Source organism: Comamonas kerstersii (assembly GCF_008801935.1).
GTDB classification, from domain to species: Bacteria; Pseudomonadota; Gammaproteobacteria; order Burkholderiales; family Burkholderiaceae_C; genus Comamonas; species Comamonas kerstersii.
In genome coordinates, this window is record NZ_VZOT01000005.1 from 160,227 (window position 1) to 186,072 (window position 25,846).

The 25,846-nt window shown below is 59.3% G+C and carries 20 protein-coding genes; 14 read left to right on the top strand and 6 right to left on the bottom strand.

The window, feature by feature from the left end; all coding sequences use genetic code 11:
- Nucleotides 1–13: 13 nt before the first annotated feature.
- The 3 genes from F7P80_RS09565 to F7P80_RS09575 all read left to right on the top strand — a co-directional run bounded on the left by F7P80_RS09565 (nt 14) and on the right by F7P80_RS09575 (nt 2,505).
- Nucleotides 14–808, top strand: a complete 795-nt coding sequence (locus F7P80_RS09565; protein ID WP_151044335.1) for a glutathione S-transferase N-terminal domain-containing protein — start codon at nt 14–16, stop codon at nt 806–808.
- A 68-nt stretch (nt 809–876) separates the two neighbouring features.
- Entirely contained in the window at nt 877–1,914 is a 1,038-nt protein-coding gene (locus F7P80_RS09570; RefSeq protein ID WP_151044337.1) for a pirin family protein, read from the top strand.
- Nucleotides 1,915–2,019: 105 nt separating this feature from the next.
- Nucleotides 2,020–2,505 (top strand): FKBP-type peptidyl-prolyl cis-trans isomerase, encoded by a 486-nt coding sequence (locus F7P80_RS09575; protein ID WP_054067159.1) that lies wholly within the window; start codon nt 2,020–2,022, stop codon nt 2,503–2,505.
- 176 nt (nt 2,506–2,681) lie between these two features.
- Here F7P80_RS09575 and F7P80_RS09580 read toward each other — a convergent pair whose 3' ends face one another.
- On the bottom strand, nt 2,682–4,652 hold the full coding sequence (locus tag F7P80_RS09580) for a methyl-accepting chemotaxis protein (protein ID WP_151044339.1): 1,971 nt from the start codon (nt 4,650–4,652) through the stop codon (nt 2,682–2,684).
- A gap of 205 nt (nt 4,653–4,857) precedes the next feature.
- On the opposite strand from F7P80_RS09580, the gene F7P80_RS09585 reads away from it, so the two are divergent.
- The 5 genes from F7P80_RS09585 (at nt 4,858) to F7P80_RS09605 (ending at nt 8,064) form a co-directional block, all read left to right on the top strand.
- Entirely contained in the window at nt 4,858–6,000 is a 1,143-nt protein-coding gene (locus F7P80_RS09585) for an NAD(P)/FAD-dependent oxidoreductase (RefSeq protein WP_054067148.1), read from the top strand.
- 119 nt (nt 6,001–6,119) lie between these two features.
- Nucleotides 6,120–6,644 (top strand): PepSY domain-containing protein, encoded by a 525-nt coding sequence (locus F7P80_RS09590; RefSeq protein ID WP_054067149.1) that lies wholly within the window; start codon nt 6,120–6,122, stop codon nt 6,642–6,644.
- Nucleotides 6,645–6,653: 9 nt separating this feature from the next.
- Complete coding sequence (locus F7P80_RS09595) at nt 6,654–6,971, top strand: hypothetical protein (RefSeq protein ID WP_054067150.1); 318 nt, start codon at nt 6,654–6,656, stop codon at nt 6,969–6,971.
- A gap of 259 nt (nt 6,972–7,230) precedes the next feature.
- Nucleotides 7,231–7,632, top strand: a complete 402-nt coding sequence (locus F7P80_RS09600; protein ID WP_054067160.1) for a YkgJ family cysteine cluster protein — start codon at nt 7,231–7,233, stop codon at nt 7,630–7,632.
- A 15-nt stretch (nt 7,633–7,647) separates the two neighbouring features.
- Nucleotides 7,648–8,064, top strand: a complete 417-nt coding sequence (locus tag F7P80_RS09605) for an NUDIX hydrolase (RefSeq protein WP_054067151.1) — start codon at nt 7,648–7,650, stop codon at nt 8,062–8,064.
- A gap of 62 nt (nt 8,065–8,126) precedes the next feature.
- Here the strand turns inward: F7P80_RS09605 and F7P80_RS09610 are convergent, their stop codons facing one another.
- Both F7P80_RS09610 and F7P80_RS09615 read right to left on the bottom strand, forming a co-directional pair.
- Nucleotides 8,127–9,446 (bottom strand): hemolysin family protein, encoded by a 1,320-nt coding sequence (locus F7P80_RS09610; protein ID WP_151044341.1) that lies wholly within the window; start codon nt 9,444–9,446, stop codon nt 8,127–8,129.
- A gap of 53 nt (nt 9,447–9,499) precedes the next feature.
- A complete protein-coding gene (locus tag F7P80_RS09615) occupies nt 9,500–10,348 on the bottom strand; it encodes an undecaprenyl-diphosphate phosphatase (RefSeq protein WP_151044343.1) in 849 nt (282 codons plus the stop codon).
- Between the two features lie 839 nt (nt 10,349–11,187).
- On the opposite strand from F7P80_RS09615, the gene dinG reads away from it, so the two are divergent.
- The 5 genes from dinG (at nt 11,188) to F7P80_RS09640 (ending at nt 19,875) form a co-directional block, all read left to right on the top strand.
- A complete protein-coding gene (dinG, locus tag F7P80_RS09620) occupies nt 11,188–13,353 on the top strand; it encodes an ATP-dependent DNA helicase DinG (RefSeq protein ID WP_080025178.1) in 2,166 nt (721 codons plus the stop codon).
- A 380-nt stretch (nt 13,354–13,733) separates the two neighbouring features.
- Nucleotides 13,734–16,157, top strand: a complete 2,424-nt coding sequence (locus F7P80_RS09625; protein WP_054064975.1) for a glucose/quinate/shikimate family membrane-bound PQQ-dependent dehydrogenase — start codon at nt 13,734–13,736, stop codon at nt 16,155–16,157.
- 190 nt (nt 16,158–16,347) lie between these two features.
- A complete protein-coding gene (locus tag F7P80_RS09630; RefSeq protein WP_151044345.1) occupies nt 16,348–17,379 on the top strand; it encodes a porin in 1,032 nt (343 codons plus the stop codon).
- Between the two features lie 252 nt (nt 17,380–17,631).
- Complete coding sequence (locus F7P80_RS09635) at nt 17,632–18,921, top strand: putative DNA modification/repair radical SAM protein (RefSeq protein ID WP_151044348.1); 1,290 nt, start codon at nt 17,632–17,634, stop codon at nt 18,919–18,921.
- A 3-nt stretch (nt 18,922–18,924) separates the two neighbouring features.
- Nucleotides 18,925–19,875: a TIGR03915 family putative DNA repair protein gene (locus F7P80_RS09640; RefSeq protein WP_054067884.1), complete on the top strand. Its 951-nt coding sequence runs from the start codon at nt 18,925–18,927 to the stop codon at nt 19,873–19,875.
- Nucleotides 19,876–21,326: 1,451 nt separating this feature from the next.
- On the opposite strand, the gene F7P80_RS09645 is transcribed toward F7P80_RS09640, so the two are convergent.
- Nucleotides 21,327–21,890 (bottom strand): Spy/CpxP family protein refolding chaperone, encoded by a 564-nt coding sequence (locus tag F7P80_RS09645; RefSeq protein ID WP_151044350.1) that lies wholly within the window; start codon nt 21,888–21,890, stop codon nt 21,327–21,329.
- 286 nt (nt 21,891–22,176) lie between these two features.
- On the opposite strand from F7P80_RS09645, the gene F7P80_RS09650 reads away from it, so the two are divergent.
- Nucleotides 22,177–23,145 carry a recombination-associated protein RdgC gene (locus F7P80_RS09650; RefSeq protein WP_151044352.1) on the top strand — a complete coding sequence of 323 codons (969 nt, stop codon included), beginning with the start codon at nt 22,177–22,179 and terminating at the stop codon, nt 23,143–23,145.
- A gap of 97 nt (nt 23,146–23,242) precedes the next feature.
- On the opposite strand, the gene F7P80_RS09655 is transcribed toward F7P80_RS09650, so the two are convergent.
- Together F7P80_RS09655 and F7P80_RS09660 are read right to left on the bottom strand one after the other, a co-directional pair.
- Nucleotides 23,243–24,454 carry a GGDEF domain-containing protein gene (locus F7P80_RS09655; protein WP_054067886.1) on the bottom strand — a complete coding sequence of 404 codons (1,212 nt, stop codon included), beginning with the start codon at nt 24,452–24,454 and terminating at the stop codon, nt 23,243–23,245.
- 161 nt (nt 24,455–24,615) lie between these two features.
- A complete protein-coding gene (locus F7P80_RS09660) occupies nt 24,616–25,803 on the bottom strand; it encodes an acetyl-CoA C-acyltransferase family protein (protein WP_151044354.1) in 1,188 nt (395 codons plus the stop codon).
- Nucleotides 25,804–25,846: the final 43 nt, after the last annotated feature.

Here is a 25,846-nt window from a genome sequence, read left to right on the forward strand (position 1 = left end):
CTGAGGCGCACGTATGCAGCATGAGCACGCACATCCCATCACCCGCAAATGGCCCGCCCAGTTTCCGGACTGGCTGCAGCTGTACTCCCTGCCCACACCGAACGGCATCAAGGTGTCCGTCATGCTGGAGGAAGCTGGCATTCCCTACGAAGCACATCGCGTAGACATCCACGCCAACGAGCAGTTCTCGCCCGAGTTCCTCGCGCTCAACCCGAACAACAAAATCCCCGCCATCCTCGATCCACACGGCCCCGGCGGTCAGCCGCTGGCGCTGTTTGAATCGGGTGCCATCCTCATCTATCTGGCAGAAAAATCCGGCCAGCTGCTGCCCATGGATGCCGTGCAGCACTACGAAACCCTGCAATGGCTGATGTGGCAGATGGGAGGTGCAGGCCCCATGTTCGGCCAGGTCGGCTTTTTCCACCGCTATGGCGGCAAGGACTTTGAAGACAAGCGCCCGCTGCAGCGCTATGTGAATGAAGCCAAGCGCCTGCTCGGTGTGCTGGACCAGCGACTGGCAGGCCGCCAATGGATCATGGGCGATGACTACACCATTGCCGACATTGCCGTGCTGCCCTGGGTGCGCTGCCTGCATGTGAACTACGAGGCCGACGCACTGCTGGATCTGGCGAGCTTTCGCAACGTGCAGCGCGTACTGGCCAGCTGGCTGGAGCGCCCTGCGGTGCAGCGCGGATTAGACATGCCGCCAGCACCAAAGCCACGCCGACAGACTGCACTGTCTTGCCACTGGAACGCTCTGTTGCAGCTTCAGGGGCTTGGTAAGGCATCCATCCGGCCTTATCTTTGAAGCATTGCAACGCTGCAAGTTGTTCGCCATGGGGGTGAACATGGCAGCACCAACTGGAGAGCGACGCCATGTCTGCATCCCCCATCATCCAATCGCTGCCACTGGGCGCTCGCTGGCCCTGTATTGACCCCTTCCTGTTCTGCGCCCACCACAACGACGCCTACCCCGCAGGGGATGGCCAGCTGGGCGTGCAGGCCGTGGAGCTGGAGGACCGCCCCATGGGCAGCGACTTCAGCAACAAGGACGGTTTCTCGATGTACCACGGCGAGCACGTGCCCGGCTTCCCGGGTCACCCCCACCGTGGCTTTGAGACCGTGACCCTGGTGCGCAAGGGACTGATCGACCATGCAGACTCCCTGGGCGCTGCCACACGCTTTGGCGGTGGTGATGTGCAGTGGGTCACGGCCGGTGCCGGCATCATGCACAGCGAGATGTTTCCGCTGCTCAACACCGACCAGCCCAATCCGCTGGAGCTGTTCCAGATCTGGCTGAACCTGCCTGCCAGCCACAAGATGGTCAAGCCCCACTTCACCATGCTGTGGAACGAGCGCATTCCGCGCCTGCACCACACCGATGAAGGCGGCAAGCACACCACGGTGACCGTGATCGCCGGTGCGCTGGAAGGCGCCGATGCGCCCCTGCCTGCACCACCCGAGTCCTGGGCTTCGCAGGAGGGCGCAGACCTGGCCATCTGGACCATCAGCCTGGAACCCGGCGCACGCTGGACCCTGCCTGCAGCCAAGGGTGCAGAAACCCGCCGCATGCTCTACTGGTTTGTGGGCAACCGCCTGCAGCTGGCCGGGCAGGCGCTGGATGCCCACGCCGCGCTGCAGGTGGAAGCGGGACGTGCGCTGGAGCTGGTCAACACCGGCAGCGAGACGGCGGAACTGGTGCTGCTGCAGGGCAAGCCCATCCGTGAGCCTGTGGTGCAGTACGGCCCCTTTGTGATGAACACGCAGCAGGAAATCATGCAGGCCATGCAGGACTTCCGCCGCACGCAGTTTGGCGGCTGGCCCTGGGACAGCCATACCCCGGTGCACGGTGCGCAGCCCCGCCGCTTTGCCCGCCACCCCGGTGCGAGCGAAGACGAAGTGCCACAGGCCTGAGACTGAGGCAACGCACCCATGTGCTGCAAGGTTGGCAGCGCATGGGTGACAATGCAGCGCATCCCAACCATGGCGGCCTGGCCGCCATTTTTCCTGGCAACGCACATGAACATCACCAAAGACACAGCAGTTACGCTGAACTACAAGATCCACGAAATCCTCAAGGGCGGCATTGCCGGCCCATTGCTGGACAAGGGCGATGTGGCCTATCTGCACGGTGGCTACCAGAACATCTTTGAAAAGGTAGAAGCTGCGCTGGAAGGCAAGGCCGTGGGCGATACGCTGACCATCGACCTGAGCGTGGAAGAAGGCTTTGGCGAGCGCGACGAAAGCCTGATGCGCAACATCCCCAAGGGTGAATTTCCTCCCGGGGTCAAGGTGGGCGGTCAGCTGCGCGGCACCAACGACCAGGGCCTGCCCCAGATCTACAACGTGGTGAAGATCAAGGGCCCCGTGGTGATTCTGGACGGCAACCATCCGCTGGCTGGCAAGCCCCTGCGCTTTAGCTGCAAGGTCACGGAAGTGCGTGCCGCTGAGCCTGTGGAAATTGAACACCGCCACGTGCATGGCGGCCACGGCCACCACCATTGATGGCAGGCCTGTCGCAGCAAGGCTGATGCAGTCTTGCTGCACACAAAGAAAAACCGCCTTTTGGCGGTTTTTCTCTTTAAAAGATAGCTGTTTGCGCTGAATTTATAAGCTTTTGCAATCTATTTCATGCTGAAAACTTGAACTATCCAGCGCTGGCAGCTTTTGTTTTTAGAGCATCAAGCCTGTAGCAGTGGCTGATGCTCCATGCGCTGGCCATCTTGCTCCATGCGGAAGAAAGACACGGCCTGCACCAGCTCCTGCCCCTGCTGCTTGAGGCTGTGGGCAGCGGCAGACATTTCCTCCACCAGCGCAGCGTTTTGCTGGGTGGCCTGGTCCATCTGCTGTACGGCTTCACCCACCTGTGCCACACCGTTGGCCTGCTCTTCACTGGCACCGCTGATGGCGGCGACGATGCTGTTGACCTTCTCGATGGCCTGCACCACTTCCACCATGGTCTCGCCGGCCTGGTGGGCCAGCGTATTGCCTTCGCCTACGCGAGCGACGCTGGTTGCAATCAGCTGTTTGATCTCCTTGGCCGCCTCCGCGCTGCGGCCTGCCAGCGCACGCACCTCACCGGCCACCACGGCAAAGCCACGGCCCTGCTCACCGGCACGTGCGGCCTCGACCGCAGCGTTCAGCGCCAGGATATTGGTCTGGAAGGCAATGCCATCAATCACGCCAATGATGTCGGCAATCTTGCGGCTGCTTTCGTGAATGCCGTGCATGGTCTGTACCACGCGCTCGACCACCTCACCGCCCTGCACAGCCACTTCGCGGGCGGAATACGCCTGCTGGCTGGCTTCGCGTGCGTTGTCGGCGTTGTTGCGCACGGTGGCGCTGAGCTCTTCCATGGAGGCCGCCGTTTCCTCCAGCGCGCTGGCCTGGTTTTCCGTGCGGCTGGACAGGTTCAGATTGGCCTGTGCAATCTCGGAGCTGGCCGCGGCCACGCTGTCTGCACCGCTGCGCACCTGCGCCACCATGGGGCGCAGACGGGCACGCATTTGCTGCTGGGCATCGAGCAGCTGGTTCACTTCATTCGTGCCCACTGGTACGTCAGCGCCGCTCAGATCGCCCTGAGCCACTGCCTGCGCCAGCTGCACCGCATGCTGCAACGGCACGAGCATGGAGCGCACAAACAGGGCTGCCAGGGCAATCGAGGCCGCAAGGGCCAGGCCCATCACCACCAGCAGCATGATCAGCTGGTTGCGGTACTGGCGCGCCTCTGCTTGCAGTTGATCGCTCAGCAGCTGCGTGCCCTGCACCGTGATGTCGTTGACGGCGTCAATGGCACGGGTCAGGCTGTCAAAAAACTGGGGGGCGGGCAGTGTCAGGCTGCTGGCTTCGATGAGTTCCTCATTGGCCAGCTTCAGGCCGCTGGCGGTCAGGCTGACCACGTTCTGGGCAGGCGCAGACAGCGCATCGCGATAGCTTGCATTGGCCTGCATGCCGCGCTGCAGCGAGCGGCCAGAGGCGTCCAGCAGTTCCGCCACACGGCGCTGCAGCGCACGCAGCGTGCCCCGGCTTTCTGGGGGCAATTCTTGCTGGGCCAGAAAGCCTGCGCCCTGGCCACGCAGCAGGCCCAGGTTTTCACTCAGCAGCGGTGCCTGAGACAGCAGGGCCTGCATCAGCGCCTGGCTGTCTGCACGGGGCGTCACATTCAGGCGGTAGTGGTGCATCAGGGTTTCATTGAGCTGCAGCAGCTGGTTCACCAGCTGGGTGTGCTGGGCCATGCTCTGGGTCGCGGTGATCGTGCGGCCAGACACGGCGGACTCCAGCTGCTGCCAGGTACGCACCAGCTGTTGCAGCTGCTGGGTGATGTCCTGAGGCGCATCGGCCTGCTGCAGTTCTTGCTGGGCCTTGGCCAGCAGACTGCTGACGGCATCACGCAGGGCAGGGCGGCGCTGGGCCATGGTGGCATCCCCGCCGAGCATGCCAGCCGTAGTGCCACGGTGGGCCTGCAGGCGCTGCACGGCCGCATTGACAGCCATGATGGGCGGCATGCCCTGTGCTTCACGTTCGGCCTGCTGCATGGCCTGCACCAGGGTGTTCACATAGAGGCTCAACGGCAGCAGCACCATCAGAAGTGCAATACAGCCAAGGATCAGAAAGTTGTGGGAGAGACGAATGCGTTGCAGCCAGGAAGACATAAAAAAGAGGCAGCCATTTGTGACCAAAAGTTATCTGTTGAGAAGTATCGGCACTTCCCTACAGAACATGTAACTATCTGTTCAAGTGCAAGCGATTACCCGCATAGGTATTGATATGCATCAACCGTGCCCGGATGGCTGATAAAAACACCACGCCTGTCAGGGCGGTGTATGGTCAGAGGCTGTCACGAGGAGTGAAACGAATATGAGCGAAGCAATCTGGGATGTGATCGTGGTCGGTGCAGGCATGGCTGGTGCATCCGTTGGCTGGCAGCTGGCACAGGCCGGCAGACAGGTACTGGTGCTGGAGCGCGAAAGCCAGCCCGGCTACCACACCACAGGCCGCTCGGCAGCGCTGTTTGAAGAGCATTACGGCCCCTTGCAGGTGCAGGCGCTCACGCGTGCCAGCCGGGCGTTTTACGAGCAGCCCCCCGCTGGCTTTACGGACTACCCCATCCTGCATCCACGCGGTGTGATGTATGTAGGCACGGCTGCGCAGAAAGCGCTGATCGATGCCGCCTATGCCGAAGCCGTCAAACACTCGCCCGATGCCCAGCGCCTGGACGGCGATGCACTGCGTGCGCTGGTGCCCGTGCTCAATGACAGCATCGTGGATGGCTTTGTGGACGATGGCGCACGCGATATTGACGTGCACGCCCTGCACCAGGGCTTTTTGCGCGGCATGCGCCAAGCCGGTGGTCAGCTGTGGTGCAACGCCGAAGTCAGTGCACTGGCGCTGGACGGAGCCCGCCGCACCTGGACGGTGACGCTGGCCGATGGCCGCACGGCACAGGCCCGCACCCTGGTCAACGCAGCCGGGGCCTGGGCGGACCACATCGGTGAACTGGCCGGGGCACGCGCCATGGGCCTGGTGCCTGCTCGCCGCAGTGCATTCACCTTCCCCGTGCCTGAGGGGCTGGATGCCACGCACTGGCCTGCCGTCATCAGCGCCGACGAGCGCTTTTACTTCAAACCCGATGCAGGGCAGCTGCTGGGCTCTCCCGCCAATGCCGATGCCACCTATCCGCACGATGTGCAGCCTGAGGAAGAAGACATCGCCACCGGCATCTGGAACATTGAGCAGGCCACCACGCTGAGCATCCGCCGCCCCTCACACACCTGGGCCGGGCTGCGCTCCTTTGTGGCCGATGGCGAAATGGTGATTGGCTGGGACAGCCATGTGCCAGAGTTCTTCTGGGTGGCAGCGCAGGGCGGCTACGGCATACAGAGCGCTGCTGGCTACAGCCTGCTGGCGCGCAATCTGCTGCTGGCAGAGCCTGTCGATGAACAGCTGCTGCGCCAGGGGGTGCAGACCGAGCTGCTGGCCCCGGCACGCCTGCAAAAGTAAGCGCCTGCAGGCGGTGCATGCCCACAACCTTTTGCAACATTCCGAGCCACATTCCGACACACAGGCGCTGCCTGCTGGAGTAGCCTGTGGGAGTCCATGACTCTTCGAAGGATTCCTCCATGCGCATACACCGCCACCTTATCGCCGCCCTCGCACTTTCCAGCATCAGCTGGGCCGCGCAGGCCGACAGCCCCGCTCAGTGGCAGACCCTGACCCGCGATGTCCAGATCAGTCTGGAGCAGGCCATTCAGAACGCCACCAAGACTGTGCCCGGCAAGGCGCTGGAAGTGGAACTCGACGACGGCAAGGGAACAGGCGTGCGCTATGAAGTGCAGGTGCTGACCCCTGCGGGTGACAGCGTGGAAGTCTGGGTCAATGCCGCCGATGGCCAGGCCCGCCTGCATGCCAATGATGGTCCTGCCAAGCGCAAGGATGCGCAGCGTGCCGAGCAGGCTAAGATCGACATGTCCAAGGCCATTCAGGCCGCTACAGCCCACACACCGGGCAAGGCCGTAAAGGCGGAGCTCGACAACCACTGGGGCACGGTCACCTACCAGGTCGATGTGCTGCAGCCTGATTTCACTGTCATGGAAATCAAGGTCGATGCAGCCAATGGTCAGGTGCTGCGTGCCAAGAAAGACTAGGAATTCATCATGCGTAAAGGGCAGGTTTTTGTGATCGCCATCCTCACAGCCATTCTTGGCTTTGGCGGTGGCTATTTTTTCTACGCCAACACCGTGGCACGCTATGACGCCATCAGCAGCGTCTGCGTCGCCATGCAGCAGGCCGTAGACAACCAGATGCTCACCACCACACAGGTCCATACACTGGGCATGCTCACGGGCAGCACGCTCAAGCGCCAGTACAGCGCGGTGGCTGACAAGCTGAGCATCCCTCCGGAAGGCGCACGCAATGCGTCGGCGCAGTCCATCTGCAGCCAGTTTCTGGTGGGTGTACACCAATCACCCTGACCCCATACGCCTCACTTTCCTCACAAGCCTGCGCAGCATGCGCAGGCTTTTTTTATGCGCTGCACCAGCGACTGCATCGCTCGCTATAGTGCGCTGCCGCGTGGCCCTGCCACACCCACCTCACACTTTCAAAACCATAGCTTTCAGCGCTTGATATTCCTTGAATTTCAAGGCATTTATATTGAAAACCCTTGTCAAACAAGCGCAAGAAGCTATCTTTTTTTATGAGCACCCACACCCTGGCTGCTTTGCATTTCTGATGAAACCCGCCATCCGCATCGTAGACGTGGACCGTCTCGAAACCTGGAGCAAATACAAACCCGGCATGTGTGACACCTGCGGGGCCAACTGCTGCACCATGCCGCTGGAAGTGCAGCTGTCCGATCTGGTGCGCCTGGGTCTGGTGGACCCGTTTGAAGTCGACCATGTGGACCACAAGCTGATCGCCAAGCGCCTGCTCAAGGCCAAGCTGATCGACCACTACAACCCCAAGCACAATATCTTCACCATGGCCCGCCGCGCCAGCGGCGACTGCAATTTTCTGGATGCACAGACACGCCGCTGCACGGTCTACGAAAAGCGCCCGGAAACCTGCCGTCTGCACCCCAAGAAAGGCCCCAAGCCCGGCTGGTGTGCCTATGGTGACAGGCGTATGCGCTAAACCTTCGGCCTTCCCATGAACACCTTGTTCCTCGCTACAGGCTGTCTGCTCAATCCACAGCACCAGCTGCTGGTCGTGCGCAAGCGCGGCAGCCGAATCTGGATGCTGCCCGGCGGCAAGATCGACGGTGCAGAAACAGCCCCACAGGCACTGCAGCGCGAGCTGCTCGAAGAACTGCAGTGGGATGCCTCCTGCACCCCATGGCAGGCGCTGGGCCAGTTCAGCCACCGCGCCGCCAATGAAGCCAACACCCAGGTACAGGCCCAGGTGTTTTACGCATCGCTGGCACACACGCCTGATGTGCAGATTGCTGCGGAAATTGAAGCCATGCAGTGGTGGCCCATCGATGCTCCCATGGACGAGTACTTTGCGCCCCTGCTGCGCGAGATGGTGCTGCCAGCACTCAGGGCTGCACTGCAGCCACAGGCCTGAAGCAGGCACAAAAAAAGCAGCCTTGCGGCTGCTTTCTTTTTACGCTGTGCCTAAAGACTGCGTCAGTCTTCCGTCTGCACATTGACCACGGTGGGGTCTGGCAGTCGGGTGGCCTGGATCTTGTCAATGATCTTGCCGTCCATATCGACCACTTCAAACTGCCAGGAGTCCCAGACCACCTTGTCAGTCACCGAGGGCAGCTTGCCGGTCAGCAGCATCATCATGCCGCTGAGTGTCTGGTAGCGGCCCTTTTCTTCCTCAGGGACGTGCTTCAGGCCCAGGCGGTCCTTCAGTTCGACGATTGGAATATGACCGTCCAGCAGCCAGCTGCCGTCTTCACGCTGGATGGCCCAGGCATCGCTCGGGTCTTCGCTCACGAATTCACCGGTAATGGCTTCCATCAAGTCATGCAGCGTCACCAGACCCTGCACCGCGCCGTATTCATCAATCACAAAGGCCATGCGTGCGCCGGTGTTCTTGAAGTTTTCCAGCAGCTCCATGCCGGTAATGGTTTCCGGAATGTACAGCGGCTTTTCCAGCGCATCGCCTGCATGGCGCAGATCACGCTGACCGTTGAGCGCCAGCATCATCCACTGGCGGGCCGTGATCACACCAATCATGTCTTCCAGGCTGCCGTCCACCACGGGGAAGCGCTGGTGGTCATATTCCTCAATGGTGGCCAGCTGCTCTTCGTAGCTGGCGCTGACGTCCAGACACACCACATCGGAGCGCGGCACCATCAGCGACGAAATCTGACGGTCATCCAGACGGAACACGTTGCACACCATGGTGTGCTCGCTCTGCTCGATGGCGCCGGAGCTGGTGCCTTCTGCCAGAACGGCGTGGATTTCATCTTCGGTGACGGTGGCTTCCTTGCTCTCCTTCACGCCCAGCAGCTTCAGCAGGCCTTGCGTGGAGACTGTGAGCAGCAGCACAAAGGGCTTGGTGACCTTGGCCAGGAAGTTGATGGGGCGAGCCACCAGGCGGGCAATCATTTCCGGATTGGCCTGGCCCAGACGCTTGGGTACCAGTTCACCCACCACGATCGACAGATAGGTAACCACCACCACCACGATGATCATGGACAGCGTATCTGCGGCAGCCATGCTCAGGCCAAAGGTTTCCAGCCAGTCGGAGAAGGGACCAGCCAGAGCGGCCTCACCAAAAATACCGCTGAGCACACCAATGGAGGTGATGCCAATCTGAATGGTGGAGAGAAAGCGCGTAGGGTCTTCGCCGAGCTTGAGCGCTGCAGCTGCGGCGGTATCGCCCTCATCAATCAGCTTCTGTAGCCTTGCCTTGCGTGCTGTGACCAGCGCGATTTCAGACATGGCGAAAACGCCGTTCAACATGATGAGGGCGATAAGTATAGGAATTTCCATGGTGTGTTGAGCGTCCTTTCAAACTCGCTCTATGTATGACAAACAGTTCCAGGTTAATGGATAAGCCCGAAGTACAGGCCAGCCAGGATGGCAAAACCTAACAGCACTCGGTAAATCACGAATACGCCAAAGCCCTTGCTGGAGATGAGGCGCATGAACCATACGATGACAGCATAGCCTACGACAAAAGCCACAGCTGTTGCAGCCAGTGTCATCCCCCACTGCTCGCCTGTCATGGGCTCACGCTTGAAAAACAGCATATAGAAACCAGACAGCAGCACCGCAGGAATGGCCAGCAGGAAGGAAAAGCGTGCAGCCGCCTCACGCGTCATGCCCAGCAGCAGGCCTGCAGTAATCGTGCCACCCGAGCGCGACACCCCGGGAATCAGCGCCATGGCCTGGGCAAAGCCCAGCAAGATGCCGTCCTTCCAGCCCAGATGACCAATCTGACGCGTCTGTGCACCACGCTTTTCCGCCCAGCCCAGAATCAGGCCAAAGACGATCAGCATGACAGCAGTCAGCGCCAGTGTGCGGAAGGTGGTTTCAATCCAGTCGCGTAAGAGCAGACCCAATACGCAGATGGGGATGGTGCCCAGGATCACCAGCCAGGCCAGCTTGGCATCCGGGTGCAAAGCCTCACCAGGCTTACGGCTGCCAATGACCGGCAGGCTGGCAAACCAGGCAGTGAGCATGCGCATCACATCCTTGCGGAAATAAATCAGCACCGCCAGCTCTGTGCCCAGCTGCGTGATGGCCGTGAACGCGGCGCCGGGGTCAGAGCCACCGGGCAGCAGGGGGCCAAGAATGCGCAGGTGTGCGCTGGAGGAGATGGGCAAAAACTCTGTCAGTCCCTGGATCAGTCCCAGAACCAGGGCATCCAGCCAGCCAAAAGTGGAGTGCATAAACGTCTGTGCTACGTAGCGTCAAAAAGCAGCCCCGCAGTGTAGCGCCAGCCCCTGAGCACCATGTATCACACGCAGACAGCCCATGTTTGCGGCAGATTTGGACCAAAAACTCATCACGCCGGAAGCAACGCCTTGCCAGATCCATATTTTTTTATACAAACATGAATCTCACAGGATGCATCGAGTAATAAAAATTACAATAAAAGCTCCTCTTGGTGACGCGTACACAAAAGCCACTGAGCGGCTTCATATTCCTTTACAGAATGCTTTCCTGGTGCATTGTTATTTTTTTCTCACAGCTACGGCTTGCTCAGCAAGCCTGGCTTCAGGATCTTGAAGCCATGTGTACACCATCCAGATGCAGGCATGGGCTTTACATCTTACACACTGACTGTGGATAACTTTCTTTGAAAAATTCTGGATAACTTCACATGCATGAAAACGCAAAAGCTCCAGCTTATCCACAGCATGTCTGTATCCAGACTTGTGGATGGTTGATAGATGATTGAAAAAGATTTTTCAATCATCTCATCCAACAATCACATCCTATTTCCACAACATTTCTCACAGTATTGACCACAAGATAGCGGCACGAAACCGCAGCTACACAGCAAAAAAATCCACAACCTATAATGAATTTTCCACAGCATTGTGTCTCCATGAAAAATCGTTTTCAGACCAATGAATCACCGTCTGTTTGTGCTGTATTTTTCAGCAACTCATGGTGACTACGGTCTGCGGAAGATAAATAAAACAATGGATGACATGCTGCTTCTGTGTATTGAAAACAATTTTTCAGCCGTCTGAGACGCAGACTGCTGCCTGATTTCCCCGTTATGAGCCAAGAAAAATGGGCCGAGCTGGCCCTGGAATCCTTTGATGCTGTGGTTGCCTCCATCCCGGGGTTTCGCGTTCGCGAAGGTCAGCGAAAAATGGCTGCCCAGGTGGCACAGACGCTGGCTGCCGCACAGCTGGGCAAGCAGGAAGACGGGGCTCCAGAGCCTCAAAAATCGATTGCCGTAGTGCAGGCAGGCACGGGCGTGGGCAAGTCACTGGCGTATTCCGCACCCGCAATTGCCATGGCCTTGATGCGCGGCACACGGGTGCTGATTTCCACGGCCACGGTGGCTTTGCAGGAGCAACTGGTCAACAAGGATCTGCCAGCCCTGGCCCAGCAGATGCCCATGCCTTTCAAATTTGCGCTGGCCAAGGGGCGTGGCCGCTTTGTCTGCAAGCTCAAGCTCGAGCGCCTGGCCAGCTCAGGTGAAAACAGCGAGGAAGTGGACGACTTGTTTGCCGAAGAAGCCGCCGAGCAGCGCCGTGCACGCCCACAGGCAGAAAAAGAAGCGCGCATGCAGTTCTATGCCTCCATGGCCGATGCGCTGGCAGCCGGAGAGTGGAATGGCGACCGCGACAGCCTGCCCAACCCACCGGAAGCGGAAGCCTGGAGCCCCGTGGCTGCAGAAGGCAGCTCCTGCACCGGCAAGCACTGCCCGGTGTTCAATGACTGCACGTATTACGAGCGCCGCAAGGAGATGGTGGCCGCGCAAGTCATTGTTGCCAATCATGATTTGCTGCTTTCCAGCCTGGGCGCACGCCTGCTGCCAGACCTGAATGACAGCCTGCTCATCCTCGACGAAGCCCACCACCTGCCGCAGACAGCCCTGTCGCAATTTGCCTGCGAGATGGACATGAGCCGCCTGCAGTGGATTGATAAGCTGGCCAGCCGTGCACTGCGCGTGGGCCAGCTGCTCGATCTGGACGAAATTGCCGATCTGGCGGGCTACAGCAGCGGTCTGCGCGAGCATCTGACTGAGCTGGCCCGCCTCGTCATGGAGGTCTATGGCGAGCAACTCAAGGGTCAGAAAGACAGCTGGGGGCCAGCGCGGGTGCGCGTGCCGCGTGGTGATCTGCCAGCGCCCCTGCTGGAGCCGCTGGCCCAGGTCATGCACCACGCCAGCGGCTTTCTGGACGTGCTGCGCGCCATTGCCAAGGGGCTCAAGGCCGAGATCAAGGACAAGCCCGATGAAGCCCAGCGCCTGTCACAGCTGTACGCCCAGGTCGGCACACTGGCGCCACGCCTGGAAGCCGTGCATGACTGCGCCCAGCTGCTGAGCCAGCAGCCCGAGGTACGTGAAGACGGCACGGAAACCGTGCCCAATGCCAAGTGGTTCACGCTGGAAGTCGAGGGCGACTACATCGTCGTCAAGGGCCATGCCAGCCCCATCCTGCCCGGAGCCACGCTGCGCCACCATCTGTGGAGCCAGGTGCGCGGCGCCGTGCTGACCAGCGCCACCCTCACCAGCTGCGGCAGCTTTGACTTCTTTCTGCGTGAAGCGGGATTGCACAACGATGCCGCTGTACAGACCCTGGAAGTGGCCAGCCCCTTTGACTATGCCGCCCAGGGCACGCTGATTGCCCACCAGACCCGCACAGACCCACGCGAGGCTGCGGCATTCACGCGTGAAATGGTCGAGCGGCTGATGCACGACATCAGCCATGTTGAAGCCGGTGCACTGGTGCTGTTTACCTCCCGCGAACAGATGCGCCTGGCCGTGGATGCACTGCCATCGTCCATGCGCAACCAGGTACTGGTGCAGACCGCCATGCCACGCGCCGTGCTGCTGGCCGAGCACCGCCAGCGTGTGGAGCAGGGACTGCCGTCCATCATCTTTGGCATGCAGTCCTTTGGTGAAGGTCTGGATCTGCCGGGCGCACTGTGCGAATCGCTGTTCATCACCAAGCTGCCGTTTGCACCGCCAGATGACCCCGTGGGCGAGGCACGTGCGGAATGGCTGCGCAGCAGTGGCCGCAATCCGTTCAATGAACTGGTCGTGCCCGCCACCGCCATCCGCCTGGCGCAGTGGGTAGGGCGCGCCATCCGAACCGAAGAGGATCAGGCCCATGTGTACTGCTATGACCGACGTCTGGTCGCCACCAGCTATGGCACGCAATTGCTCAAAGGACTGCCCCCATTCAGCCTTGAAAAGCGCAATGCATAAGCGTTGCATGCACTCCGGGCGCAGATTTCACGCGTGATGACACCCCTTTTTGCAAAATGGATTTATAACAAGGAAAAACGAATCGTCGACAAAAAAAATCAGGGTTAACCCCATATCAACACAAATCATTTTTTTGTTTCGGTAAGAACAGAAATTGATGAAACTGTTAGTGCTTACTCAAAGCTCCAGCGCGAGCCGACAAGGAGTGATGCCGGCAAATATGATGACGTTTGTCCATGCAAGGCCGCTGTTTCTGCAGATCGGAAAAAGAACTTCCATCTGCGCCAGAAACAGCGGCTTTTGCGTGGGCTCTTATCCATAAAAAACCATATATCAACCATGGCAAGCGTCATTCATTTCTCTGACAAGGGGTACACACCATGCGTGTTCTGAGCCTTGTTCTTCTGGCCATTCTCGGCCTGCCACTGACCTTTGGTGGCGCCTACCTGCTCGCTCTGGGCGGCAGTCCCTTCTACTTCCTCAGCGGTCTGGCGGTGCTGGCAACCGCATTCGGTTTCATCAAGCGCACACGCTGGGCACTGCCTCTGTACGCCGCCTGGTTGGTGGTGCTGCTGATCTGGTCCCTGTGGGAATCCGGCCTGCACTGGTGGCCTCTGGCAACCCGTCTGGGTCTGCCTGCCATCATCGGCTTTGTGCTGGCTATCCCCGCTTCGCGTCGCGACGTCAGCGGCTCTCAGCCTTTTGCGTCTGGCAAGCCTGTGCTGGCTACATCGCTGCTGTCGGCAGTGGTGGCCATCATCGGTATTCCATTCAATCTGCAGCATGAGACCGATGGCAAGCTGTCCATGGAAGTGGTCAACCCTGATGCCAAGACGGGTGACACAGCACAGGCTGAAGGCGACTGGGAAGCCTACGCAGGTAGCCACCACGGTCAACGCTATTCCAAGCTGTCGCAGATCACGCCTGAAAACGTCAACAAGCTGGACGTGGCCTGGCAGATCCGCACTGGCGACATGAAGGGCCCTGGCGACGTGGGTGAGACCACTTACCAGGCCACCCCCATCAAGATCGGTGACACCCTGTATCTGTGCACACCGCACAGCCTGGCCATCGCTCTGGATGCAGACACTGGCGCTGAAAAATGGCGTTTTGACCCCCAGGCTGGCCTGGAATCGAACCGTCAGCACCAGACCTGCCGTGGCGTGTCCTTCTACCGCGGTGCTGATGTCACTCCCGTGGCAGCTGCCGTGGTTGAGGTGGCTGGCGAACAACCTGCTGCTGCACTGGAAGCGCCTGTGGCACAGGCCACTGCTGCCAAGAACGCTGCACACTGCAAGAACCGCATCTTCCTGCCTTCTTCGAACTCCAAGCTGTACGCGCTGGACGCCGAAACAGGTGCTGTGTGTGAAGACTTCGGTGACAAGGGTGCCATCGATCTGCTGCACAACATGCCTGCCAAGCAGCCTGGCTACCTGAACCCCACATCGCCTCCTGTGATCGTGGGTGACATCCTGATCATCGGCCACTCGGTGAACGACAACTATGCGGTGGAATCTCCTTCGGGCGTGATCCGTGCATACGACGTGCACACCGGCAAGCTGCTGTGGAACTGGGACTCGGGCAATGCAGATGCAACCGAACCCTTCGACCCCGCAAATCCTGATCAGGTATACAAGGCTTCTTCGCCTAACAGCTGGACCGTGTTCTCGGCCGACGCTGAACTGGGTCTGGTCTACGTACCCCTGGGTAACCGTGTGCCTGACCAGCTGGGTCAGTACCGTAACGAAGACGAAGAAAAGTACACCGCTGCAGTCGTAGCGCTGGACATCAAGACCGGCAAGCTCAAGTGGCACCAGCAGACCGTGCACCACGACCTGTGGGACATGGACCTGGCTTCGCAACCTGTGCTGCTCGACCTGGACCTGGAAAAGGGCCGCACACCTGCGCTGGTGCTGCCTACCAAGCAAGGTGACGTCTACGTGCTGGACCGCCGCGATGGCACGCCTATCCACGCTGTGGGTGAACGTCCTGCCCCTCAGGGTACCGACGTTCCTGGCGAACACACTGTGCCTACACAGCCCTTCTCGGCCCTGAGCTTTGAGCCACCTGCACTGACCGAAAAGGACATGTGGGGCGCCAGCTTGATCGACCAGATGATGTGCCGTATCCAGTTCAAGCAACTGCGCTACGAAGGCCGCTACACCGCACCTTCGCTGCAAGGCACCCTCGTGTATCCCGGCAACTTTGGCGTGTTTAACTGGGGCTCCGTCGCTGTGGACCCAGAGCGTCAGGTGATGTTCGGCATGCCTACATATCTGGCATTCGTCTCGACACTGATTCCTCGCGAAGCGTTGTCTGGCGACACCGTGATGAACCTGGGCGAGCAAGGTATCAACGCCAACGAAGGCGCTGGTTATGCCGTCAAGATGCACCCCTTCCTCTCGCCGATGGGCGTACCTTGCCAGACTCCACCATGGGGTACCGTGGCCGCAGCTGACCTGCGCACCGGCAAGATTGCCTACCAGCACCGCAACGGCACGATCCGCGACCTGTCGCCCATCCCACTGCCAATCAACATGGGCGTGCCCGGTATCGGTGGTCCTCTGATGACCAAGACTGGCGTAGCCTTCCTGGGCGCTGCTGTGGACAACAACTTCCGCGCTTACGACGTTGCTACTGGCAAGGTCCTGTGGGATGCACGTCTGCCCGCTGGCGGTCAGGCCACTCCTATGACTTATCTGAACAGCAAGGGTGAGCAGATGGTGGTACTGGTCGCAGGTGGCCACGGCTCCATCGGCACCAAGGCAGGTGACTACGTCATCGCCTACAAGCTGAAGCAGTAATGCCGCATACAGGCGCAGTTGCTCAAACCGGCTGCGTCTGATTTGGCACCCCGGGCCTTTTCAAGCTCTGCACAGAGTGCTTGAAAAGGCCTCTTTTTTTGAACTGAATTTCCACCCTCAAGCACACATGCAGGCCTGTACAGGTCTGGCGCCGCTGTGGCCAAAAACAGCGGTGGCTTGATTGAATCTCATGCAAAACTTTGCTCGTAACACCCTGGTCTGCGCTTTGACGGCTACAGCCGCGCTGTCTGCAGCCTCCGCATTCGCCCAATCCGACGTGACCATGTATGGCCGTGTGGATCTGGGTCTGCAATTTCAGAGCAGCGAAAAAGCCCTGGGCAAGTCCACCACCAAGATGGACTCCGGCACCTACAGCGCCCTGGGCTTCAAGGGCCAGGAAGATCTGGGTGGCGGCCTGAAGGCCTTCTTCAAGATGGAACACCGCTTCGATGCCTCCACCGGCGAAGCCAAGGACAAACAGCACTTCTTCAACGACATCTCCGTGCTGGGCCTGAGCGGTGACTTTGGTGTCGTGCGCATGGGGCGCTCGGACAACACACTGGACATCGCCGCCGATCCTGACGCCTTTGGTGGTGACTACGTGGGTGGCCGCGGCAACCGCCGTGCCGGTGCCGATGAAAAGTGGAACAACGGCGTGATGTACTTCACGCCCGAGATGTATGGCTTCCAGGCCATCGTCGGTGCAGCGTTTGCCGAAGGCGCCACACTGAAGAACCATGGCGACACCGCCACAGCACGCGCCAAGAACCCCTTTGGCGTGACTGTGCTGTACAAGAACGGCAACCTGGCTTCGTCGCTGGGCTACATGCAGCGTGCCAACAAGGACAAGGCCTACGGCGGTTCTGCCACTTATGACTTTGGCGTGGCCAAGACCTTCCTGACCGTGGCGCACAACGACGGCAAGGGCAACGGCATGGTCGTGGACGGTGGCGAAAACGGTGAGCCCGATGGCAAGCGCACCACCTATGACCTGGGTGTGGCTGTGCCAGTAGGTGCAGCAGGTTCCGTGCGTGCCAAATACAACCTGGACCGCCGCCAGATCACTCCTGCCGCAGACAGCATCAAGACCCAGCACATCGGTCTGGGCTATCTGCATCACCTGAGCAAGCGCACCCACCTGTATGTCACCGGCGGCGTGAAGAAAACCGATGGTGAAAAGCACGTGCGCGCCATGGATATGGGCGTGTCACACAGCTTCTAAATCATCTGCACCTGCCCATGGCTGTCTGGACGGCAGCCGTGGCTCTAAAGAGCACCAAGGGAGCTCCCTGTCTGTTTCGCAAGGAATGGGCAGGGAGTTTTTTTATGCTGAAAAATTCATAGCTGCCAGCGCTTGCTGCATCTGGCTTGAAGGCCAAAAACACTCAAAATACCAAAGCAGCAGCCCAAACAGGCTCAAAAGCTGTTTTCCTCGCCCAAAGTAATGGCTTGCCCAGTGCTGTATATTCATACAGTGGAACTGCAAAACAAACTCGCGATCCTTGCGGATGCGGCCAAATACGACGCATCGTGCGCCTCCAGCGGCAGCGCCAAGCGCAATGCCACGGCAGGCGGCATAGGCTCGACCACCAGCATGGGCATCTGCCACAGCTACACGCCTGATGGGCGCTGCGTGTCCCTACTCAAAATCCTGCTGACCAACTTCTGCATCTACGACTGCAAGTACTGCGTCAACCGCGTCACATCCAACATCCCGCGGGCACGTTTTACGGTCAAGGAAGTGGTGGATCTGACACTGGACTTTTACCGGCGCAACTGCATCGAAGGACTGTTTCTGTCCAGCGGCATCATCCGCAGCCCTGACTACACCATGGAGCAACTGGTTGGCGTAGCGCGCAGCCTGCGCCTGGAGCATGGCTTCAAGGGCTATATCCACCTCAAAACCATTCCCGATGCAGACCCAGTCTTGCTGGCAGAGGCGGGCTTGTATGCCGACCGCCTGAGCATCAATATCGAGCTGCCCACGGTGCAGGGCCTGAACCAGCTTGCGCCCGAAAAAGACAGCGCCACCATCCACCAGGCCATGGGGCAGCTGCACGAACACATTGCTAGCTCCAAGGCCGAGCGCAAGGAAACCGCCAGAACCTCGGTGACTTCCATGCCGCGTTCGCTGCGCACACAAGCCGCCAAACCCAAGGCCTTTGCGCCCGGTGGCCAGAGCACGCAGATGATTGTGGGCGCTGATGGCGCTGACGACGGCGACATCATCCTGACCAGCGCCAGGCTCTACACCGGCTATGGGCTGCGCCGGGTGTATTACTCGGCCTTCAGCCCGATTCCGGATGCCAGCGCCGATTTGCCCTTGATCGCACCGCCACTGGTGCGTGAACACCGCCTCTACCAAGCCGACTGGCTGATGCGCTTTTACGGCTTTGAAGCACAGGAAATCGTGCCTGTGGGCGAGCACGGCAAGCGCATGCTGTCACTGGAGCACGACCCCAAGCTGGCCTGGGCGCTGGCGCACCGCGAGCGTTTTCCGGTCAACCTGAATACGGCACCACGTGAGATGCTGCTGCGCGTGCCCGGACTCGGTGTGAAGTCGGTGGACAAGCTGCTGGCTGCTCGCCGCTGGCGCATGCTGCACCGCCATGACCTGAACCAGCTCAAAGTGCCGCTGGGCAAAATCCTGCCCTTTGTGGAATGTGTGGGATGGCAGCCCGGGCGCAGCCTGGATGACCCCATGCTGGCGGCCAAGCTGGTGCAGCCCATGGCCCCGCAGCCCGTGCAGGCCAGCCTGTTCTGAGCCATGCAGCGCCACAGCATCGTCTTGCCCGGTGATGGCAGTGATCTGGCCTCCTGGCGCAGCATGGCCCGCTGGCTCTGGGCACAGCAGGTGCCGCCAGAGCATGTCACCTGGCTGACTGAGTCGGGTCAGCAATACCACCCTGATCTCTTTGCCGCTCCCCAACACGCGACCCAGCTGCAGGATCTGCCTGCAGCACCGGATATGGTCGTAACCGTTCCCAGGGCCTGGATGACGCTGGCCGAGCACGCCTTGCTCAACAGCGCCCCTGAGCGCTTTGGCGTGCTCTACCGCATGTTCTGGCGCATGCAGCACCATGCTGCCTTGCGCCATGACCCGCTGGATCCAGACCGTGTGCAGTTGCAGCTATGGGCCAAGGCTGTGCGCAGAGAAGTGCACAAGATGCATGCCTTTGTGCGTTTCCGCCCGGTGGATATCCCGGACAGCCCGGAAGACGGCACGGGGCCGCTGCATGTGGCCTGGTTTGAACCTGAGCACCACATCGTGCAGGCAGCCGCACCTTTCTTTGTGAAGCGCTTCACCCATATGCGCTGGAGCATCCTGACCCCACAGTGCTGCCTGCGCTGGTGGCCCCAGGCTGCAGATGTCACGCAACTGGCAGGGCAGGGCGTCAACCAAGACCATGCGCTACAGCCTCTCAGAGGCCGCCCAGGCGTTTTAAGCTGGGGGCCTGGTGCACAGGCATGTGATGCCCCCCCTGCAGACGCAGGAGAAGCCTTATGGCTCACTTACTACGCGCACATTTTCAATCCAGCCCGTCTCAAAGTGGCAGCCATGCGCAAGGAAATGCCTCGCAGGTACTGGCACAACCTGCCAGAGGCCCAGCTGATTGCTCCACTGATTCAGGCAGCGCAGCGCCGATCCGCAGCCATGCTGAGCAATGCGCCCAGCACACCACAGCGCAGGCTGCCGCGTAAAAACGCTTGGAATTGATAGCGATCTGCCCTGGAGGCGTAAGCCTGCGCGCCTGATAAGGCTGAAAAATTGTTTTCGAAACATTGAAAACAGCGCTTTCACCTGTGCTTAGAAGCACTTAGCGAAGCATTGAATTTTTTTGAACGATGGGGCATTTCAGGCTTGCACGCCAGCACCCGAGCTATGCACTGCTGTGAATAACTTCCTGTGTATAACATTTGGAGAAAGAATAACTTCTGACCGACAGAGGTTTTTCAATGTATGTCTGCACTTTCCGCCTGCTGACTGCTCTGCCTGAGGCATTCATCCTGCTGAAGAAATCTTTTCAATGCCTGACAAGCATTTGCATGCTGTAGACATGTGCGATCTTTTCTTCCTGTCTTCTTCCTTTGGTTGTTCTTTTTCATTTTTTATAAGGATAGTAGGTAGTAGTAAGCAAGTGCTCCATCTGTGGATAACTTCACTTTGGATACTGATATCAAGCACTTGTCAGCCAGTGAAAGATGTGGGCCATGCCCTGTTGCTGATGTCCTGCCTACATGGATAACTTCCAAATTTTTTGAATTTTTGTGGATATCTCTGGTTTTACATGCGCTCTATCCACAAGTGCATATGCACTCTGATGTAACTCAGTTTTCAGTTTTAAAAGCAAGTGAAATAAAGACTTGTTGCTATAAATTTTGATGTTAATAACTTATCAAACAGCTTTTTCTTCTAAAGTGCACTGTATATGTGAACAGGCAAGGCCGGAGCAGCGCCAGCGGAAGATTCTGAAAAACACGTCATGGGTGGGGATGGTTCGCTCTTTTGCGCGAATTTTTTCGCGCTGTTGTTATTCCTTAGAAGTTCTATTTTTAATTAGTAGTAATAGTAAGCATCGCGGCTTGCTGTGGATAACTCGAAAATCTTTTTTCAGATCAATTGCTTAGAAAAACACAAAGTATGTGTCTGAAGACAGGTACGGTCAGTCTCTGATTTGGGTACAAGTTTTCCAAGTCTCGATCTGATGTGGATAAGGATGAACTTGCTCTTTTTTTTTGCCCAAAGTTATCCACAGGCAGTTTTTGGCGGTGAGTCAGAGCGGGTGACGGATGTAACTTCGTTACGAATTCAGTGGTAACGCTGGTCTGTAACGCAATTACAGGGAAAACCCTGAGTTACCAAAATCGATGGAATTTGAAGTTAAGTGCTTGTTTTTATTTTTGATTTTTGATGTAACTGCTATTGTTTTTAGAGCTTTGAAGGCAGTACAGGCAAGCATCTGAGCCGGTTTTCGCTTTGCCGTGTTGGAGGCGGCGGCGGGGGGATATCCAGCAAGTGCTTGGCAGAAAAGATCTTCTGTTCACACCAGGGCGTATTTCCATCTGCTGCTGTGCACAGTGAAAAAAGCTTTTCGTGAAGACGAAAAAAAGCAGGCGTTACGCCTGCTTGTGAAGAACCCGAGGAGAGGAAATACGGGTGTGAGGGGCTTATTGCACTGCCGTTGTCGGGGCAGCGATTGCGCCATGGTGGCGTGGGCCACGGTGATCGTCCAGGCGCTTGCCATGCCCTTCCTTGTGTTTGGCAGACTTGCTGTGGCGCTGGGCGCTGATGGCATCAAATGCCTTTTGCTGGCTGGGGTTCAGGCTGGCGTAGAAGCTGCGTGTGGCCTGCTCGCGCTGTTCTGCTTTGGCATTGCGCTCCTTGCGCAGCTGTTGTGCCAGGTCCAGACGTTCTGGTGTGCTCAGCTTGCGCAGGTCTGGGCGTTGCTGACGGTCGGCCTTGGCGCGTGGCTCAGGTGTGATGGCTTTGACGTATTTGTCCCAGGCAGCCTGCTGGCTGGGCTGAATCTGCAAAACCGTTTTCAGGTGATCCATGCGCTGCGCATGACGTTGGGCCAGATCTACTTTCTGGGCTTTGTGCGCATGGGCGGGCGCTGTCTGTGCAGCAGGTGCAGCGGCGGTCTGGGGCTGTGCGTGTGCGCTGAAAGCAGCGGTGCCCAGCAGGGCGGCAGCGGCGATGGCGGTAGCAAATGTTCGTTGGAAGCGTTGCATCACAAGTTCCTTTCTTGTCAGTGGAGGAAAAGACCAGCGATTGCTGTGTCCATGGATGCCAGTGTGAGGACTCTGTGTAAGCCCTTCGTGAGGCTTTGCTGCTGCTGTGTAAAGTAATACAAAGCTGTGTCTGTCTGTGGCTGAAAAATTTGAATGTTTTTGGCCTCTAGCGCTTATGTAGCAAGCGCTGGCAGCTACAGAATTTTGAGAATCTTGTACCGCTGGTGCACCGCACGGTCACGACGTGGTGTGGGCGGGTCTAAATCATGAAAGAGAAGGTGGCTGCGTGTTCAAGAACATGATCGTGTACCGCATTGCGGCGCAATGGGAGGGCTCGCTGGAGCAACTGGAAGAGGCGCTGCAGAAGACGCCTTTTGTGCCTTGTGGTGCAACACAGGAAAAGTCCATGGGCTGGGTGCCACCGCGTGGTGAAGCCCATGGCGCTCTGGCTGAAAGTGTGGGAGGGCAGTGGATGCTGCGCTTCATGAGCGAGAGCAAGATGCTGCCCGCCAGCGTGCTCAACCGCAAGGTACAGGAAAAGGCCGATGCGATTGAAAAGGAGTTTGGCCGCAAGCCCGGCAAAAAGGAAAAGCGTGACCTCAAGGATGAGGCCAAGCTGGATCTGCTGCCCATGGCGTTTACCAAACAGTCCAGCATGTGGGTCTGGATAGACCCTCAGGCCAAGTTCCTGGTGCTGGATACAGGTGCACAGGGCAAGGCCGATGAGGTGGTGACACTGCTGGTAGAAAGCCTGCAGGGCTTTGGTGTGGCCTTGCTTGATACCCAGACCAGCGCCCAGGCTGCCATGGCGCACTGGTTACTGTCACAGGAGGCTCCTGCGGGCTTTTCGATTGACCGTGAATGCGAGCTCAAGGCTGCTGATGAATCCAAGGCGGTGGTGCGCTATGCCCGCCACCCGCTCGATATCGAAGAAGTGCGCCTGCATGTGCAGCAGGGCAAGCTGCCCACCAAGCTGGCCATGACCTGGGATGACCGCGTGAGCTTCATCCTGGCTGACAGCCTGCAGATCAAAAAGATTGCTTTCACTGACACGGTGCTCGATCAGGCTGGCGATGAAGGCGGCTTTGACACCGATGTGGCCATTGCCACGGGTGAGCTGTCCAAGCTGATTCCGGATCTCATCGAAGCCCTGGGTGGCGAGGGCCGCAGCGAGGTGGGCAATGCCATCAACGCAGCCATGACCGGCCCAGCGACAGCACCTGTAGATACGGAACCTGACGCAGCGCCGTTTTAAGGTCTGCCCCTGGCAGCATCGTTGCAAAGCCTTGGCGTACGGTGAGTGCGGCCAAGGCTTTGCGCTTTGTCTCTATCGCAGGTGGCGCGTGAAACGCTCAGAAGCTGTGCGCTGACGGCGCATGCATGGCCTGCACAGGCGCAGACATGTAGACGCGGTCGCGCCCGTTGCGCTTGGCGGTGTACATGGCCTCATCGGCCGCTCCCATCCAGCGTTCCCACTGGCTGCCGGGGGAGGGAGTATCTACATAGACGCCAATGCTGATGCTGATGTGCAGCTCCTGGCCGTCTGCCAGCGTCAGCGGTACTTTGCGTATGGCCTGACACAGGCGTTCGGCCAGGTGAAATGCGTCGCGTGCATGGGTGCCGGGCAGCACCATCACAAACTCTTCGCCACCGTAGCGCGCGGCAAAGTCGCTGGAACGTGCCTGCAGGGACAGGGTGCGCGCCACGCTCTGAATGACCTTGTCGCCCACCAGATGGCCGTAGCTGTCATTCACGCTCTTGAAATGGTCGATATCCAGCACCATCAGGGCCAGAGGCTGGCGGTGCTGTGCAGCCCATGTCATCTTCTGGTGCAGATAGGTAATCAGGGCTGCGCGGTTAGGCAGCTGGGTCAGTGCATCGAGCTGGGTTCTGGACAGCGTGGTGGCGGATTCACGATCGACCTGCATGAGCACAAAGCCTGTGGCCAGCATGCTGCGGGCTATCAGTGGGATGCTGCACAGCACCGCCAGCAGCAGGCCCATGCTGTTCGTGTACTGGCTCCATGGGAGCATGGTTTCGTGGTGGATATCCAGCAGGACCAGCACGGCGAGCAGCAGCAAGCTGGTGGCCGCACTCATCCATTTCCAGCCACGGCCTGGTGTGTGTCGGTAGACGCCAGTCGTGGCCCCCAGCAGATACATGGTCTGTACCAGTGCCAGACCCAGATAGAGCTGCTCAAAGCGCACCATGTTCTGTGCCTGCCACAGGCCGGCCACCAGTACCAGGCAGACCGGAATCAGGGCAATGGCCAGGCGGTGCCAGCGATGCCGCCAGCTGGGGTAGGTGTCCAGCGCCAGCGTAAAGGCAGAAAGGCCAGCACTCAGCAGGGCAGCGGCTGCGATCTTCAGTGCCGGCATGCCCAGCAGCATGTGCAGGGTCCAGCAGGTGTAGGCGGCACCATCGAGCAGGGCGGCCAGCACGGCCAGGCCTGTGCCCTGTCTCCAGTGCTGTCGCCCCAGTGCCCAGAGCATCCACGCCGTGACAAAAGCGGAAACGGCGGTCAGGCCAAGGGCGGTGAACAGATCGGGGCGCGCAGCAAACATAAAAGTGTGAAATTCTGAAACAAGAGTAAGCCGTGTATCTCAATGGAAAACCAGACTGCTGGCTGTAGTCTAGAGGCGCATTCTGTGCACTTCCTGCGCTAAGACAAAAGGGCTGGCCCCTTGCGGAGGCCAGCCCTGTTTCATGCCCAAAAACGCTGTGCTCAGACGCGCTCAAAAATGGCGGCAATGCCCTGACCACCGCCAATGCACATGGTCACCAGCGCATAGCGGCCGCCGGTGCGGTGCAGCTCGTAAATGGCCTTGGTGGTGATGATGGCGCCAGTGGCACCCACTGGGTGGCCCAGTGAGATGCCCGAGCCATTGGGGTTGACCTTGGCGGGGTCCAGCCCCAGCTCCTGAATGACAGCGCAGGCCTGGGCGGCAAAGGCCTCGTTGGCCTCGATCACGTCAATCTGCTCCAGTTTGATCCCTGTGCGTGCCAGCACCTTCTGTGTGGCGGGCACGGGGCCAATGCCCATGTAGGCAGGATCTACCCCGGCATGGGCATAACCCACCAGCCGGGCCAGGGGCTTGACGCCCAGCGATGCGATACGCTCACCCGCAACCAATGTGACGGCTGCTGCACCATCGTTCAGGCCCGAAGCATTGCCTGCGGTGACGGTGCCGCCTTCCTTCTTGAAGGCAGGCTTCATGCCACTGAGCACTTCCAGCGTGGTGCTGCCGCGCACATGCTCATCGGTGTCAAACACTACCGTGCCTTTGCGGGTCTGGATTTCCACGGGCACGATCTGTTCCTGGAAGTAGCCTGCCGCAATGGCTGCGGCGGCGCGCTGCTGGCTCAGCACGGCCAGCTCGTCCTGCTGCTGGCGGCTGATGCGGTAGCGCTCTGCCACGTTTTCGGCGGTGATGCCCATGTGAATCTTCTGCCAGGGGTCGTGCAGGATGCCGAGCATGTAGTCAATGCTTCTGGCGTCGCCCATGCGCGCGCCCCAGCGGGCAGCCGTGTCGAAGTAGGGGCCGCGGCTCATGGATTCGGAGCCGCCGCCGATGGAGACATCACAGTCGCCCAGTGCAATCGCCTGCGCGGCCGAAACAATGGCCTGCAGGCCCGAGCCGCAGAGGCGGTTGACGTTGAAAGCCGGGGTCTCGATGGGGCAGCCTGCGTCAATCGCGGCAACGCGCGAGAGGTAGGCGTCCTTGGTGTCGGTGGGAATCACATTGCCCATGACCACATGGCCCACCATGTCTGGCGCAATGCCTGCGCGTGCGATGGCGGCCTTGACGGCGGTGGTGGCCAGCTGGGTGTTGGGTACGTCCTTGAGGCTGCCGCCAAAGGTGCCGATGGCGGTACGTGCAGCGCTGACGACAAAAATCTCACGGGTGCTCATGCCTTGTCTCCCATTGTTGTGGATGAAGTGTCCACACCATTGT